Origin of the sequence: Nonomuraea sp. NPDC050790, assembly GCF_044456745.1 — a bacterium.
GTDB lineage: Bacteria > Actinomycetota > Actinomycetes > Streptosporangiales > Streptosporangiaceae > Nonomuraea.
Genome location: NZ_JBITGF010000009.1, coordinates 100,399 through 114,407 on the forward strand (window position 1 = coordinate 100,399; position 14,009 = coordinate 114,407).

A 14,009-nucleotide genomic window follows, 5' to 3' on the forward strand; every position below is an offset into this window, starting at 1 on the left:
CGGTGCACGCCCAAGGGGAGCCGCTGGCCAAGCCGGGTTTCGAGATCGGCAAGGACGGCGCCGGCCTCATCGTGGTCGGCTACGACGGCTCGGGCCCGAGCCGCAACGCGCTCGCGTACGCGGCCGGGCTCGCCCGCAGGGACAACGCCGGCCTGCTGGTGGCGTTCGTGGAGTCGCTGAACAGCGCCACGCTGTGGTTCTTCGCCGGGTCGCCGATCGTGCCCGACCCGGCCGGCGACCTGGCCGAGGACCTGCGCGACGAACTGCGCGGCGTCGGCGTGCCCTGGCAGTTCGTCGCCCTGCGCGGCGACGCCACCCGCGCGCTGGAGTCGCTGGCCGACGCCAGCATGGCCGACGCCATCGTGGTCGGCCGCTCCCGCTCGGTCTGGCACAGCCTCGCCGGCTCCGTCTCGGTCGGACTCGCCCGTCGCTCCCGACGTACCGTCCTCATCGTGCCGTAGCGGAAAGCACGTATCGTGGCTGGATGAAGCGTGTAACGGCCCTGGTCATGGTGCTTGCGGCGGCAGCGTGCGCCGGGCAGCAGAAACCGGTCGCCTCAGCCGCCGAGGCCCCGCCGACGACCACACCGCCCGCGGAGCCCACCGAGACCGCGAGCGCACCGAGTACCCCGAGCACCCCGAGCACCCCTGCGGGCCCGCCGGAGTTCTCCGCCAAGATCTCCAAGGTCTCCCGCGACAAGGTCCCGTACTCGTGGCGGCCCGGCTGCCCCGTGCCGCTCGGCGACCTGCGGCTGATCACGATGACCTACTGGGGCTTCGACGACAAGGCCCACACCGGCGAGCTGATCGTGCGCGAGACGGTCACCGACGACATCGTCACGGTCTTCAGGAAGCTGTACGACCAGCGCTGGCCGATCAAGAAGATGGAGCTGGTCGACGCCTACAAGGGCGACGACTACGACTCGATCGACGCCGACAACACCTCGGCCTTCAACTGCCGCCCTGCCACCGGGTCGAGCAACTGGTCGAAGCACGCCTACGGCCAGGCAATCGACATCAATCCTCGCGAAAACCCATACGTCACCTCAGACGGCGGCACGGCCCACCAAAACGCGAAGAAATTCACCGAACGTCCAATGGACGGTAAAGGTGTCATAAATCCTCGTGACAAGGTGGTGAAGGCTTTCGCCGCCGTCGGATGGGAGTGGGGCGGCTACTGGTCCGGCACGAAGGACTACCAGCATTTCAGCAAGGGCGGGGGCTGACAGAATATTCGTATGGCGGCGAAAGACGGCGACGGATGGGCCGAATGCTCCCGAGGGCATCGGCATTGGGGACTGCACGGGGCATCGGGGCTGCTGGCCGTACACCATGACGACCAGGGCACCCCGCACGTCCTGATGCAGAAGCGCGCGTGGTGGAGCCACCACGGCGGGACGTGGGGCCTGCCCGGCGGCGCCCGCGACAGCCACGAGGACGCGATCGTCAGCGCGCTGCGCGAGGCGCAGGAGGAGGCGGCGCTCGGCGCCGACGGCCTGCACGTGCGCGGCGTCTACCTCGACGACCACGGCGGCTGGACGTTCGAGACGGTGATCGCCGAGGCCGGGGCCCTGCTGGCCGCCGCGCCCGCCAACTCCGAGAGCTCCGAGCTCCTCTGGCTGCCCCTGCCGGAGATCGCCGCCAGGAAGCTGCACCCGGGCTTCGCCGAGACGTGGGCCGAGGTCCAGGGCGTGCTCGTCCCCGAGACCGTGGTGCTCGACGTGGCCAACATCGTCGGCGCCCGCGCCGAGCACGGCTGGTGGAAGGACCGCCTCGGCGCCGCCACCCGGCTGGTGCGCGACGTGGCCGCCCGCAGCGGCCTCACGCACCCGCTGCTCGCGCAGTGGTACCCGCGGATCGTGGCGGTCGTGGAGGGCGCGGCCAGGCAGACGCCGCCCGCGGGCGGGGTCGAGGTGGTCGCGGCCGAGGGCAGCGGCGACGACACGATCGTCGAGCTGGTCCGCCAGGCGAAGCCCTGGGAGCGCTACCGCGTCGTCACCGCCGACCGCGGCCTCAAGGAGCGCGTGAGCGCCCTGGGCGCCGAGACGTCAGGACCGCGGTGGCTGCTCTCCCAGCTCAGCTGATGGCCGCGACCCCACGCTCCTCCTCCTGTACGGCGGCGCCCACCAGCTCCCCGATGCGCGGGTACGACTCCCTGGCCCGAGCCGCACTCACCACATCAGCCCATATTTCCCCCGACGCCCGATAAATCCGGGAGGCGGCGTCCTCCCCCACCTCCGCCAGGAACTCCGCGAACAGCGGCCGCGAGGCCGCCGGAGCCGTGTAGTCCACGTCCAGGCAGACCGCCAGCCGGTCCAGCGCCACCTCGGCGTCGGGGAAGCGGCGCGTCCACCCCTGCTTGGTCGAGGTGTCGCCGAGCTGCTCGGCCAGCTTGCGCATGCCCGACAGCCCGAAGTTGACGTCGAAGTTGTTGCCCAGCACCGGCCCGGTCAGCCTGGCCGAGGTCTCCTTGATCGCGCCGGCGACGTCGGGCCGGCCGCCGCCGGTCCCGGTGATCTCGACGAGCTGGTGCCGCTCCTTCTTGGCCGCCGACCAGGCGTCCAGGAACGCCTCCAGGGGCATCTCGCCGTCGCCGAGCCGTACCCGATCGCCGGAGACGCCGAGCACATCCACGTCGATCGGCTCGGGGAAGGGGAAGTCGGGCCGCCAGGGCAGCCGGTGCCGGTCCACCCGGCACACCACGCGGCGCCCCGCGTCGAGCGCGGCGCGCAGGTTGCGCTCGGCCACCTTGGCCGAGCCCGTGCGGCGAACCTCGTGGGGCACCCCCGCGCGCTCCAGCGCCCGCACGAACATCGGCTCCGGGTGCGCCTGGGCGATGATCGACAGGTGCGGCGGCTCACCGGTGTACTCGAAGACGAAGTACATGAAGCCGATCCCGCCGCCCAGGCCGAACCACATGGACTCCGGCAGTTCCTCGCCGAGCACGCGGCGCAGCAGCGCCGACTCGTAGTGGGTCATGGTGCCCTCATCGGATAGAAGACGGCCTTGAGGCCGGTGACGTCGAGGACGCGCTGCAGGATGCCGTGCACGCCGCTCAGCCGCATGGTGCCGCCGAGCGCGGTCAGCCGCCGATGGTGCTCGACCAGCACCCACAGCCCGCTGGAGTCGCAGAAGTCGAGCCGCGCCGCGTCCAGTTCGAGGGCGTGGCAGCCGTCCTCGGACAGCTCCACGAGCCGCTGTTTCAGCCGGGGGGCCGACAGCTTGTCGAGATCCCCCGCAAGACGTACGACAGCGTGCCCACCGGCGCGTTCGACCTCGACCCTGAGATCCACCCACCGAACTTACCGCGCGCGTCAGAAGGGGAACAGCCGCTATGGTGGTGTGCGCACTGGAGGGTTCGCATAGTGGACGAGTGCAGCCGCCTTGAAAGCGGCCAGGCCAGCGATGGTCTCGTGGGTTCGAATCCCACACCCTCCGCTCACTCCGGGCCGGCGAAGCCGTCCCCCACGCTGGCGGCGAGCTGGAGGTATGCCTCTCTCGTCGCCTCCTGGAGCCGGTCCAGGTCGATCTCCGCGCCCTCCTCCAGATGCGGGTCGTACGGCACGCGGACCACCGCCCGGCACCGTGCCGCGAAGTGGGCCTCCAGCTTCTTGATGTCCACGGCCGACTTCGAGCGCGGCCGTACGCTGCAGAGCACCACGGTGGCGTCCCTGACCAGGTCGCCGTAGTGGTGCGCCTCCAGCCAGTCGAGCGTCGCCGAGGCGGCCCGCGCGCCGTCCACCGAGGGCGAGCTGACCAGGACGATCTGGTCGGCCAGGCCCAGGACGCCGCCCATGGCCGAGTGGAGCAGGCCGGTGCCGCAGTCGGTGATGCAGATCGAGTAGAAGTTCTCCAGCACCTGCGCGGCGGCCTGGTAGTCGGCGCCGCTGAACGCCTCGGAGACCGACGGGTCGCGGTCGGAGGCGAGCACCTCCAGCCGGGAGGGCGCCTGCGAGGTGAAGGCCCTGATGTCCACGTACCTCTTGACCTGGTCCCGCTCGTTCAGCAGGTCACGCACGGTCGCGGAGGTCTCCAGCTCCAGCTTGTCCGACAGGGTGCCGCGGTCGGGGTTGGCGTCCACGGCGATCACCCGGTCGCCGCGCACCTGCGCCAGCGTCGCGCCGAGCCCGACCGTGGTCGTGGTCTTGCCGACTCCGCCCTTCAGGCTCAGTACGGCGACGCGGTGGTGACCGGTGGCCACCGGCGTCCTGGCCCGGTTGAGCAGCTCGCGGCGGCGGCGCACCTCGGCCGGCTCGCCGGGCTTGATCCACCCGCCCGACGCCTTGTACACCAGCCTGCGCCAGCCCTTGGACGGCGCGTTGCGGCGACCGCGCAGCAGCGACTCGGGGTCGAGGCTGTCGGCGGTGGGGCGGCCGGTGACCGGCGGGCGCGGCGGCGAGGTGAACACCGGCACCGGCGCGGCCCGGCGACGCGGCGCGGGCCGCTCGGCGGGCTCGGGACGGCCGGCGGGTTCGGGACGGCCCGCGGGCTGAGGCCGTTCGGCGGGCTGGGGCCGATCGAAGCCCCGCTCCGAGGGCTGCGGCCGCTCGACGAAGGGCCGCGGCTCGGGCTCGGCCAGGGGGTTCGGCTTGGAGTCGGCGAACGGGTGCTGCTTGGAATCGGCGAAGGGGTGCGGCCTGGACTCCGCGCGCGAGTGCTGGGGCTTGGACTCGTCAAGAGGATGGGGCTTCGGCTCCGCGAGCGGGTGGGGCTCGGTGCGGGGTCGGTCCGCGCGGGGCCGCTCCTTGACCGGCTGCTCGGCGGCGGCCTGGTCGAACGGGTCGTTGCGCGGTGACCAGTCGGGCCTGAACGCCTCGAAGCGCTTCTGGAGCCGCTCCTCCTCGTCGTCCTCCGCCACCTCGGGCCGGTCCGCGGGCGCGTCGGCCCCGGGCAGGTCCACGGCCGCGCGGGAACGTTCGAAGTCGAGCGGAAGGTCCTGCGTGAACGGGCTGCCGAAGTCCTGGTCGAAGCCGGCCTTCTGCTCGTCGAAGGCGGGCTTGGGCAGGTCGAAGGCGGGCCTGGACCACTCGGGCGGCTTCGGCCACGCATTGTCCGGCTGGGTCTCGGCCTCGGTGTACTCCGCCTTGGCCGGCTTGTCGTCCTCCGCCGACGGCGAGTCGGGCAGGAGCTGGTAGGTGTCGGTGTCGTCGGGCCGCGGCAGCGGCTTCAGCGGCGCCAGGAAGCTCTCCGCCTCGTCGTCGGCGGAGGACCCGGCCCCGGGCGCGGGCACCGACCCGGACGCGGACCCCGATCCGGACGCGGACCCTGACGCGGCGCCGGACCCTGCGGGCTCCTTGCCCGGGGTGGCCTCGTCACCCAGCCACTCGGCGGCCTCGCTCTCGGTGGCGGGCAGCTCCTCCGCGGCGGCCGAGCCGTACACGGAGTCGACGGCGGCGCGGAACAGCGGCGGGGTCGGCGTCTCCTGCGCGGACGGCACCGACAGCCACGGGTCCTTCGGGTACGGCGAAGGCGCGGCCTCGGCCTTGGCGGCGCTGACGGCCACCGGCGCCTCTTCCGTCTCCTTGATGGCGTCGAGCCAGGCGAGCTGCTCTTCCAGAGATTCTTCGCGATCGTGCCTTGCCACCGTGTTCCCCCTCGGGTGGGTCTAAAGGGGCAGCAAATACATTGCAGATTAACGTCAAGCGATCCGCCGGACGGCGGCAACCCTCAACTTCTTTGCCCGGCGCCCGCGCTCCGCGCCTGGCGGAGTGCCACAGGTTGCAGTTTGCACCTACCTTGGTCAGCATGCGAGCGATTGTGATCTCCAAGCCCGGCGCGCCGGAGGTTCTGGAGTGGCGCGAGGTGCCCGATCTCCGTCCTGGGCCGGGGGACGTGCTCATCGACGTGGCCGCCTCCGCCGTCAACAGGGCGGACGTCCTCCAGCGGCTCGGCTTCTACAACCCGCCTCCCGGCGATTCGGCGTATCCGGGCCTGGAGTGCTCGGGCGTCGTGGCCGAGGTCGGCGCGGACGTGGAGCACTTCAAGGTCGGCGACCGAGTCTGCGCGCTGCTGGGCGGCGGCGGATATGCCGAACAGGTGACAGTGCCGTGGCAGCAGGTGATGCCGGTGCCGGACAACGTCTCTCTGACCGAAGCGGCGGCGCTTCCGGAAGTGGTCTGCACGGTGTGGTCGAACGTGTTCATGACCGCGCGGCTGCGGCGCTCGGACACGCTGCTCGTGCACGGCGGGGCCAGCGGCGTGGGGACGATGGCGATCCAGCTCGCGAAGGCGTTCGGGTCGCGGGTGATCGCGACCGCGGGGACGGCGGAGAAGCTGGAGCGGCTCAGGGAGCTGGGCGCCGACGAGGTGATCAACTACCGGGAGGAGGACTTCGCCGAAACGGCGGAGGCCGACGTCATCCTGGACATCATGGGCGCAAAGTATCTGTCCCGAAATATCAAAGCTTTGCGGACGGGTGGGCGGCTCGTGATCATCGGGCTGCAGGGCGGCCTCTCGGCCGAGCTCGATCTGCGGATGCTGCTCGACAAGCGCGCGGCCGTACACGGGACCACGCTGCGCTCGCGGCCCACCGACGAGAAGGGCGTCATCGTGCGCGGGGTCGTCGACAACGTGTGGCCGCTGGTCAGCGCGGGTGCCGTGCGCCCGGTGATCTACGCGGAGGTGCCCCTGGCCGAGGCCGCGCGGGCGCACGAAATGCTCGATTCCGGGGAACACGTCGGCAAGATCCTGCTAGTACGGTGAGACGTATGAATGCTGAGGAGAACAACACCCCCCACATCGTTGTGGTCGGGCCCGACTTCCAGGGGCAGCAGGGCGACGGCGGCGACGAAGAGCGCTCGGTCGCGAGCCTGGTGGAGCAGCCCGCGAAGGTGATGCGCATCGGCAGCATGATCCGCCAGCTCCTCGAAGAGGTACGCGCCGCGCCCCTCGACGAGGCCAGCCGCAAGCGGTTGAAGGAGATCCACGAGTCCTCCATAAAGGAGCTTGAGGACGGCCTCGCCCCGGAGCTGGTCAACGAGCTGGAGCGGTTGTCGCTGCCGTTCACCGACGACAACGGCGCCCCGCCCAGCGAGGCCGAGCTGCGCATCGCCCACGCCCAGTTGGTCGGGTGGCTGGAAGGACTCTTCCACGGCATCCAGACGACGCTGTTCGCCCAGCAGATGGCCGCCAGGGCCCAGTTGGAGCAGATGCGCAGGGCGCTGCCCGGTGTGCCGCAGGAGGGCCAGCAGCAGCCCGGCGGCTCCGGCCCCTACCTGTAGAGCTCTTCGAGCACGCGGGCCACGCCGTCCTCGTCGTTGGCCGCGGTCGTCTGACCGACCACGGCCAGCACGTCGCGATGCGCGTTGGCCACCGCGTACGACCTGCCCGCCCACGCGAGCATGGGCAGGTCGTTCGGCATGTCACCGAACGCCACCGCGTCCTCGGGCCCGATCCCGTGCCTTCTGGCCAGCGCCGCCAGCGCGGTGGCCTTCGTGATGCCGTGCGCGCTCATCTCGACCAGCGCGCTGCGGCTGGAGTGGGTCGCGGTCACCAGATGCCCCACGAGGTCGTGCACGGCGCCGTGGAAGCGGTCGGGGTCCATCCGCGGGTGCAGGGCGAGCAACTTGGCGCACGGCCGCGAGGTGAGGATCCCCGGCGCGACCACCCCCGCGCCCCCGGCCCGTCGGTCCAGACCGCCCAGCCGGAAATCTGACTCGTGCGCAAAACCACCTTCGTACTCGACCGAAAATGCCAGTCCGGGGATGTTCGCTCTTAGCTGATCCACGACCTCCACGAGCACGTCGGCCTGGATCAGGTGGGATTCAAGAATCTGTTCGGTGTGTAGATCGTAGACAAGCGCCCCGTTCGCGCAGATCGCCACGCCACGGTGCCCGACGACCTCCGCCACCTCGCTCATCCACCGAGGCGGGCGGCCCGTGACGAGTACCAGCACAGCTCCGGATTCCTCTACCCTGGCGAAGGCAGCAGCGGTACGGGGAGAGACCGTTCCATCGGAGCGCAGGGCGGTTCCGTCGAGGTCGGTGGCGACAAGGCGAGGGGTGTTCATAACGGGTTCCAGTTTGCCCGGTGATGCCGTCCAACAGAAATCTTCCTAGCGAGGGGAACACCAAGGCGGTGGAATGGTGTTAGATGTGATGGCGTTGTATTAGCTGATCCCGTAGTGAAAACCAGCATGACTTTGTCTGAGCCACCCCGGGTTGCTGCTGTACGACACACCGGGACCCATGAGGTGTGGGTCCCATAGATTCACATCCTGAGGGAGAGCTTTTATGGCTCAGGGAACCGTCAAGTGGTTCAACGCTGAAAAGGGCTTCGGCTTCATCGCTCCGGACGGCGGTGCACCGGACGTGTTCGTGCACTTCTCCGAGATCCAGGGCAACGGCTACCGCAGCCTCGAAGACGGCCAGCGGGTCGAGTTCGAGATCACGCAGGGACAGAAGGGGCCGCAGGCCTCTGCCGTCCGCGCCATCTGATCTGAAGTAAGCGAGGTAGGGCGGGGTTCGCTTCCAGCGGACCTCGCCCTTTCCGCTGTCCAGGGCCCTGCTCACCGGCCGGCCGGTCACCGGTAGATCAGCCCCGACAGCCGCCAGGCCAGCGACCGCCGGAAGGCGGGCAGCATGGCCAGCAGCCGCAGCACCACGTTCCTGACCGGCCGCAGCGTCCTGCTCATCGTCGCCAGCGCGGTCAACCGGCCGGCGAAGGCCACGACCTGCTCGGCGACCGGACGGCGGGCCGCGGCGTAGGCGTCCAGCGGCGCCTCGTCCCCGGTCTTCAGCGTCTCCGCCAGCGCCTCACCGAGCGCCACGGCGTCCTGGATGCCGGTGTTCATCCCCTGGCCGCCCGCCGGGCTGTGCACGTGCGCGGCGTCGCCCGCCAGCACCACCCTGCCGCTCCGGTACGTGTCCGCCACCCGGTGGTGGATCCGGAAGCGCGAGCCCCACACGACCTCGCTCACCACGGCCCTGTCGCGCCGTGGGCCCCGCTCGTCCAGCAGCCGCTGCACGTACTCGACGCCGGGCTCCTGGGGCGCCTCGTCGACCGTGGCGACGATCCTGAACGTCCCGTCGGGCAGCGGGGCCACCACGACGAGCCCGGCCGGCGAGAAGTACAGCACGACCTCCTCGCTGGGCACGCCGCCGCTGAGCCGTACGTCGGCCAGGGAGAACGACTCCGGGTAGGCCTCGCCGCCGAAGCCGATCCCGGCCTGCTGCCTGACCGTGCTGTGCATGCCGTCCGCGCCGGCCACGTAGCGGGCGCGCACCGTGCTGCCGTCCGAGAAGACCGCGGTGGCGCCCGCGCCGTCCTGGGTGAGCCCCGTCAGCGTGTACGGCCTGGCCACCCGCCCGCCCAGCTCGACCAGCCGGTCCAGCAGGATCCGCTCGGTCTCCGCCTGGGAGATCATCAGCGTGTACGGGTAGTCGGTCGGCAGATTCCCGAACGGCACCGGCACCAGCACGCGATCCCTGTCCCTGATCGTGAACTGCTTGGCGTGGATGCCCCGCCCGGCCATGGGCGCGGCGACGCCGAGCGGCTCCAGCCGTTCCAGCGTGCGGGCGTGCACCACGGCGGCGCGGGAGGTGTTGTCGCCTTCCTCCTGGTTGTCCACGACGGTGACGTCCAGGCCCTGGAGCGTGAGCGAGAGCGCCAGGGTGAGGCCGGTGGGGCCGGCGCCGATGACCAGGACGTCGGTGGCGGTGGGAAGCATCTCGTTCTCCTCTTGGTCAACGCTTGTTGGCATTAGTGTGCGCCCGGCGCGCTGGCTATGTCAACACTTGTTGGCCTACAATCGTTGACATGAGAAGGAGCTCCGCGGACACCAAGGCCGTCATCCTGGCCGCGGCCAGGGAACGCTTCGCCGCAGACGGCTACGAGAAGGCCACGATCCGGTCAATCGCCGGTGACGCCGGGATCGATCCGGCGATGGTGATGCGCTACTTCGGCAACAAGGAGAAGCTGTTCGCCGCGGCCGCCCACATCGACCTGAAATTTCCGGACTTCGCCGCCCTGCCGCGTGAGGAACTGGGCAAAGCGCTGGTCTCCCACTTCCTCGGGCTGTGGGAGCACAACGAGGCGCTCCAGGTCCTCCTGCGCACCGGCGTCACGAACGAGGCGGCGGCCGAACGCATGCGCGCCATCTTCGCCGGCCAACTGACCCCGGTCGTCGCCGCCCTGACCAGCCCGGAACAGGCCCCGATCCGCGCCGGCCTGGCCGCCTCCCAGATCCTGGGGCTGGCTCTGGCCCGCTACATCCTGAAGTTCCCGCCGATCGTGGCGATGCCCCGTGAAGACCTCATCACCTGGACCGCCCCAACCATCCAGCGCTACCTCTGCGACTGACCCACCCCGCGCGCTCGCACTCCCCTCGGGGCCCGACACCCCCTTGGGACCGGGCTCCCCCATGGCCCGACATCCCTTGGGACCGGACACCCCCATGGGGCCCGACACCCCTCGGGACCGGACACCCCCCATGGGGCCGAACATCTCCTTGGGGCCGGGCTCTCCTCCAGGCCCGGCTCCCGTTTGTGCCGGGCATCCCCTTGGGCTCGGGTTGGGTGGGTTTCCCAGGAGGTGGGTGACGTGGGCCGTTGCGGTGGGGACCACGTCCGACGTGAGAAGCGATCCCCACGATCGGCGCCCGCGCGCGTCGGCGGGTGGTGGGTGGGGTGGCGGGAGCCGTAACGGATGGGTGGTCTTGGAGCCGTGACGAACGCGTGGTTCCGGGACGAACGCCCGGTCTCACGTCCATAACGGACGGGTGTCCGGCGGACGTACGAGGATCACGAGTGCGACTCGAAGTGGGTGGGGGCCGAACGCCGGCGGAAGGGGCGCCGTCGATCAGTGCATGAGGTACGCGTGGTTGTGCCATCCCGCGACGGTCGTCGCGGCGTTGCTGTTGCTCGTCAACGATCACCTGCTCAAGCAGGCCTGGCCGGGGTTCGTGACCGGCAAGCTGAGCGACGTCGCCGGGCTGGTGGTCGCCGCTCCCCTGCTCTCCCTCCTCCTCCTGCGCCGGGCCGACCTGGCGGCGACGCTGCTCACCGGAGCGCTGTTCATCCTCGTGAAGACGACGGAGACGGGCGCGGAGGCGGCGTCCGTGGCTTGGACCCTTGTCGCGGGCCCCTCGCGCGTCCTGGCCGATCCCAGCGACCTCCTGGCCCTGCCCGCGCTCGTCCTGGCGTGGTGGATCAGGAACCACGAGGCGCCCAGGCGGTGGACGGCGGTGGCGGGGGTGCCGCTGGCCGTCCTGGCCGTGGCGGCGACGAGCGCGACGCACAGCCCGCCCGCGGCGGACGTCGTGCGGGTCGACGGCGCCCGGATCACCGTGACGGGCACCTGGGCGGCGAGCAACGTCTCCACCGACGGCGGCCGCACCTGGCACCTCTCCGGCCGGAGGGATCCGGATCTTGCGAGCCAGCGGTCCATGTGCGTGCCGCGCGAGCCCCGGCGCTGCTACTGGGTGCGCGGCGACGGCGTCAGGGTGATGCAGTCCGACGACGCCAGCGTGACCTGGCGGCCGTCCTGGGAGCTCTCGCCGGGCCGCCACGAGCTGCTCGAACGCGCCTATGGCGAGGAGGTCTCGTCGGCGTCGCTGGCGGTCCAGGCGACGGCGCGGGGGCACGTGGTCGTGGTGGCGAACGGCCGGGACGGCGTCGCCGTACGGGACGAGGACGGCCAGTGGACCCGGCTCGGCTACGACCCGTCGGGACGGCTCACCGCGCGGGCCGCGACGCCCGTGGACGGCGGTGACGAGGTCGGCGGCGAACTCGCCGTCGCGGTGCTGGCGGGGCTCTGGGCGTGCGTGGCGGGGCTCATGGTCGCGGCGGCAGGCAGGCGCAGAAGCGCCGCGCACTGGATCGCGCCCGCCCTCGCCACCGCCGGCGTGCTCCCCTACGTGCTGCTCGACCCGTGGCCGGGCGGCGTGCCCGCCCTGTTGTGGCTGGCCGGGGCTCCGCTCCTGCTCGCGGGGGTCGTGGTCGCGATCGTGGAGGCGGTGCTCGCCAAGATCCACTCCACCGCGCTCTGGACGGCGCTGGGCACGGGGGTGCTGGTCGCGCTGGGCATCGCGGTGCCGTTCCGGGGCTGGGCGTTCGGGTGGCCCGACTCCTACGAGGTCGCCCTCGCCCTCGCCGCCTTCCTCGCCGTCGCCCTCGCCGCCCTCGGCCTCGCTCTGGTACGGCGGGCCGCCACGACCCCGGCCGACCGCCCATGAAGCGGGCCTGGTTGTGCCACCCGGCGACGCTGGCCGCCGCCCTGGTCCTTCTGATCAACGACCACGTGCTCAAGGAACTGTGGCCCGGCTTCGTCACCGGCAAGCTGAGCGACCTGGCCGGGCTGGTGGTGGCCGCGCCGCTGGTGTCCCTGGTGTTCGCGCGCCGGGCGGACCTGGCCGCCACGGTGCTGACCGGGGTGGTGTTCGCGCTGGTGAAGACGACCGGGACGGGGGCCGAGCTAGCCTCGCACGCCTGGACGCTGGTCGCCGGGCCGTCCCGGATCCTCGCCGACCCGACCGACCTGCTGGCCCTGCCCGCGCTGGGGCTGGCGTGGCGGATCAGGAGGCACGAGGCGCCCAGGCGGTGGACGGCGGTGGTGGGGGTGCCGCTGGCCGTACTGGCGGTGGGGGCGACCGGGCCGGTGGGCGGTCCGCCCAGCGCGGACAACGTCTACCTGTCCGACGGCGGCATCATGGTGGTGGGGAGTTGGGGAGCGGACAACCATTCACCGGACGGCCGAACCTGGCGCACTCTGCCCCCGGCCAACCCGGCCCCCGAGACACCGACCACACCCCGAAACACCACCGAACTCACGCCCACGGACGCCCAGCCCACGGACGCTCGGCCCACGGACGCTCGGCCCACGGACGCTCGGCCCACGGACGCCGTCGAGTCCGAGCCCACCGGTGCCAAGCCCACGGGCGCCGCTGAGACCGCGGTTGCCACCGAGTCCTCCAGTGCCATGGGGCCTACGGCGCCGGGCGTTGAGGTGCCTGTGCCTCGGGGTTCGGCGTGTGGTGTGGAGTTCTGTTACCGGATCGTCGCCGGTCGGCTCAAGGTCGAGCGGTCCGCCGATGCCGGGAGGACGTGGGTGCCGGCGTGGGAGGTGTCGCCGGGCCGTACCGAGTGGCTGAAGCGGGGGCACGTCGGCGACGGCCGCCCGCCGACCCCGCGCTCGCTCGCCATCGCCGTGCTGGAACGGCCGGACGGGCACGTGGTCGTCGTCGCCAACGGCCCGGACGGCGTCGTGGTGCGCGACACCGGCGGGACCTGGCGACGCCACGACTACGGGGCCGACAACGTTCTGAGCACCGGCGCGGCGGCCGCCCTGACCGGGCCGGGCGAGCGGGTGGACGGCGAGACGCGGGTGGCGATTCTGGCCGGGCTGTGGACGTTGCTCGCGGGCCTGGTGGCGGCGACCCCCGAGCTGGTGCGCTCCGGCCGGGCGACCCTGGGGTTCGGGCTGACCGGGGTGCTGCTTCTGCTGCCTTGGCGTTATGAGGGGCTCGTCGGCTACTACTGGCTGATCAACCTGCCCGGACTCATTGGCGCGGTGGCCGGGGTGGGCGGCGGAGTCCTCTTGCTCGTCGTGCTCACCAGCGCCGCGCTGGCCGCCTGGCGAGAGGGCGCGGCGGGCGAGTCGGTGCGGGAGGCGCTGTGCGTGGCGGTGCTGGTGGCGGCCGGAGTGGCGCTGCCGTTCCGTGGATGGAGCGCGGGCTGGCCGGACGCCTACCCGGCGGCGCTCGCCCTCGCGGGCTTCTTCGGCCTCGGCATCGGCGCGGCAGGGCTGGCGATCGTACGGCGGAACGCGGTGTCACGCTCCGCCACGATCAGCAACACGACGGACCCCAGCCGCTCCTTGCCGGTCCCCGAAACCTCCGGCCGCTAGCGGAACAGGATGTCCGGCCGTTGGCGGGCCGGACATCCGGGGCGTTCCGCCGAGGTTGGGCCGGACATCCTGGGCATCCGGTCGTTGTCGGCCGGACATCCTGGGCGTCTGGTCGTTGTCGGCCGGACTTCAGGGCGTTCGGCCGTAGTGGGTCGAGCCGTTCGGCCG

General features: G+C 71.6%; 14 protein-coding genes and 1 tRNA gene. 10 read left to right on the top strand and 5 right to left on the bottom strand.

All coding sequences use genetic code 11. The annotated features are described in order from the left end of the window. Window positions 1-2 precede the first annotated feature (2 nt). From ACIBEJ_RS39140 to ACIBEJ_RS39150, 3 genes are read left to right on the top strand one after another with little or no spacing between them, the layout of a single operon-like run. Window positions 3-461, top strand: a complete 459-nt coding sequence (locus tag ACIBEJ_RS39140; RefSeq protein ID WP_397188007.1) for a universal stress protein — start codon at window positions 3-5, stop codon at window positions 459-461. 23 nt (window positions 462-484) lie between these two features. Next, on the top strand, window positions 485-1,225 hold the full coding sequence (locus ACIBEJ_RS39145; protein WP_397188008.1) for a M15 family metallopeptidase: 741 nt from the start codon (window positions 485-487) through the stop codon (window positions 1,223-1,225). A 12-nt stretch (window positions 1,226-1,237) separates the two neighbouring features. Further along, window positions 1,238-2,083, top strand: coding sequence for an NUDIX domain-containing protein (locus tag ACIBEJ_RS39150; RefSeq protein ID WP_397188009.1), 846 nt, complete (start codon window positions 1,238-1,240; stop codon window positions 2,081-2,083). Here the strand turns inward: ACIBEJ_RS39150 and ACIBEJ_RS39155 are convergent. Continuing rightward, window positions 2,076-2,978, bottom strand: coding sequence for a BtrH N-terminal domain-containing protein (locus ACIBEJ_RS39155; protein ID WP_397188010.1), 903 nt, complete (start codon window positions 2,976-2,978; stop codon window positions 2,076-2,078). The genes ACIBEJ_RS39150 and ACIBEJ_RS39155 overlap by 8 nt on opposite strands. Beyond that, window positions 2,975-3,292, bottom strand: coding sequence for an STAS domain-containing protein (locus ACIBEJ_RS39160; protein ID WP_397188011.1), 318 nt, complete (start codon window positions 3,290-3,292; stop codon window positions 2,975-2,977). Before ACIBEJ_RS39160 ends, ACIBEJ_RS39155 begins: the two co-directional genes overlap by 4 nt. A 58-nt stretch (window positions 3,293-3,350) precedes the next feature. On the opposite strand from ACIBEJ_RS39160, the gene ACIBEJ_RS39165 reads away from it, so the two are divergent. Then, window positions 3,351-3,437: transfer RNA gene (locus ACIBEJ_RS39165), tRNA-Ser, on the top strand. 1 nt (window position 3,438) lies between these two features. On the opposite strand, the gene ACIBEJ_RS39170 is transcribed toward ACIBEJ_RS39165, so the two are convergent. Beyond that, window positions 3,439-5,583, bottom strand: a complete 2,145-nt coding sequence (locus tag ACIBEJ_RS39170; RefSeq protein WP_397188012.1) for an AAA family ATPase — start codon at window positions 5,581-5,583, stop codon at window positions 3,439-3,441. A gap of 161 nt (window positions 5,584-5,744) precedes the next feature. Between ACIBEJ_RS39170 and ACIBEJ_RS39175 the strand changes: the two genes are divergently transcribed. Then, on the top strand, window positions 5,745-6,701 hold the full coding sequence (locus ACIBEJ_RS39175; protein ID WP_397188013.1) for an NAD(P)H-quinone oxidoreductase: 957 nt from the start codon (window positions 5,745-5,747) through the stop codon (window positions 6,699-6,701). A 5-nt stretch (window positions 6,702-6,706) separates the two neighbouring features. Beyond that, on the top strand, window positions 6,707-7,219 hold the full coding sequence (locus ACIBEJ_RS39180; protein WP_397188014.1) for a bacterial proteasome activator family protein: 513 nt from the start codon (window positions 6,707-6,709) through the stop codon (window positions 7,217-7,219). On the opposite strand, the gene ACIBEJ_RS39185 is transcribed toward ACIBEJ_RS39180, so the two are convergent. Next, window positions 7,210-8,007 carry an HAD family hydrolase gene (locus ACIBEJ_RS39185; RefSeq protein WP_397188015.1) on the bottom strand — a complete coding sequence of 266 codons (798 nt, stop codon included), beginning with the start codon at window positions 8,005-8,007 and terminating at the stop codon, window positions 7,210-7,212. The two genes, ACIBEJ_RS39180 and ACIBEJ_RS39185, sit on opposite strands and share 10 nt — an antisense overlap. Before the next feature lie 223 nt (window positions 8,008-8,230). Here ACIBEJ_RS39185 and ACIBEJ_RS39190 point away from each other — a divergent pair, with 223 nt between their 5' ends. Then, window positions 8,231-8,434 (top strand): cold-shock protein, encoded by a 204-nt coding sequence (locus ACIBEJ_RS39190; protein WP_157248489.1) that lies wholly within the window; start codon window positions 8,231-8,233, stop codon window positions 8,432-8,434. 86 nt (window positions 8,435-8,520) lie between these two features. Here ACIBEJ_RS39190 and ACIBEJ_RS39195 read toward each other — a convergent pair whose 3' ends face one another. Further along, window positions 8,521-9,666: an FAD-dependent oxidoreductase gene (locus tag ACIBEJ_RS39195; RefSeq protein WP_397188016.1), complete on the bottom strand. Its 1,146-nt coding sequence runs from the start codon at window positions 9,664-9,666 to the stop codon at window positions 8,521-8,523. Window positions 9,667-9,755: 89 nt separating this feature from the next. On the opposite strand from ACIBEJ_RS39195, the gene ACIBEJ_RS39200 reads away from it, so the two are divergent. The 3 genes from ACIBEJ_RS39200 to ACIBEJ_RS39210 all read left to right on the top strand — a co-directional run bounded on the left by ACIBEJ_RS39200 (window position 9,756) and on the right by ACIBEJ_RS39210 (window position 13,841). Further along, a complete protein-coding gene (locus tag ACIBEJ_RS39200) occupies window positions 9,756-10,298 on the top strand; it encodes a TetR family transcriptional regulator (protein WP_397188017.1) in 543 nt (180 codons plus the stop codon). A 505-nt stretch (window positions 10,299-10,803) separates the two neighbouring features. After that, on the top strand, window positions 10,804-12,171 hold the full coding sequence (locus tag ACIBEJ_RS39205) for a hypothetical protein (RefSeq protein ID WP_397188018.1): 1,368 nt from the start codon (window positions 10,804-10,806) through the stop codon (window positions 12,169-12,171). Beyond that, window positions 12,168-13,841: a hypothetical protein gene (locus tag ACIBEJ_RS39210; RefSeq protein WP_397188019.1), complete on the top strand. Its 1,674-nt coding sequence runs from the start codon at window positions 12,168-12,170 to the stop codon at window positions 13,839-13,841. Before ACIBEJ_RS39205 ends, ACIBEJ_RS39210 begins: the two co-directional genes overlap by 4 nt. Window positions 13,842-14,009 lie beyond the last annotated feature (168 nt).

Excerpts from the sequence above, each read along its gene's own strand:
- ACIBEJ_RS39205 (WP_397188018.1), top strand. The coding sequence starts at position 10,804 with ATGAGGTACGCGTGGTTGTGCCATCCCGCGACGGTCGTCGCGGCGTTG.
- ACIBEJ_RS39145 (WP_397188008.1), top strand. The coding sequence starts at position 485 with ATGAAGCGTGTAACGGCCCTGGTCATGGTGCTTGCGGCGGCAGCGTGC.
- ACIBEJ_RS39190 (WP_157248489.1), top strand. The coding sequence starts at position 8,231 with ATGGCTCAGGGAACCGTCAAGTGGTTCAACGCTGAAAAGGGCTTCGGC.
- ACIBEJ_RS39150 (WP_397188009.1), top strand. The coding sequence starts at position 1,238 with ATGGCGGCGAAAGACGGCGACGGATGGGCCGAATGCTCCCGAGGGCAT.
- ACIBEJ_RS39185 (WP_397188015.1), bottom strand. The coding sequence starts at position 8,007 with ATGAACACCCCTCGCCTTGTCGCCACCGACCTCGACGGAACCGCCCTG.
- ACIBEJ_RS39175 (WP_397188013.1), top strand. The coding sequence starts at position 5,745 with ATGCGAGCGATTGTGATCTCCAAGCCCGGCGCGCCGGAGGTTCTGGAG.
- ACIBEJ_RS39195 (WP_397188016.1), bottom strand. The coding sequence starts at position 9,666 with ATGCTTCCCACCGCCACCGACGTCCTGGTCATCGGCGCCGGCCCCACC.
- ACIBEJ_RS39210 (WP_397188019.1), top strand. The coding sequence starts at position 12,168 with ATGAAGCGGGCCTGGTTGTGCCACCCGGCGACGCTGGCCGCCGCCCTG.
- ACIBEJ_RS39155 (WP_397188010.1), bottom strand. The coding sequence starts at position 2,978 with ATGACCCACTACGAGTCGGCGCTGCTGCGCCGCGTGCTCGGCGAGGAA.
- ACIBEJ_RS39180 (WP_397188014.1), top strand. The coding sequence starts at position 6,707 with ATGAATGCTGAGGAGAACAACACCCCCCACATCGTTGTGGTCGGGCCC.
- ACIBEJ_RS39200 (WP_397188017.1), top strand. The coding sequence starts at position 9,756 with ATGAGAAGGAGCTCCGCGGACACCAAGGCCGTCATCCTGGCCGCGGCC.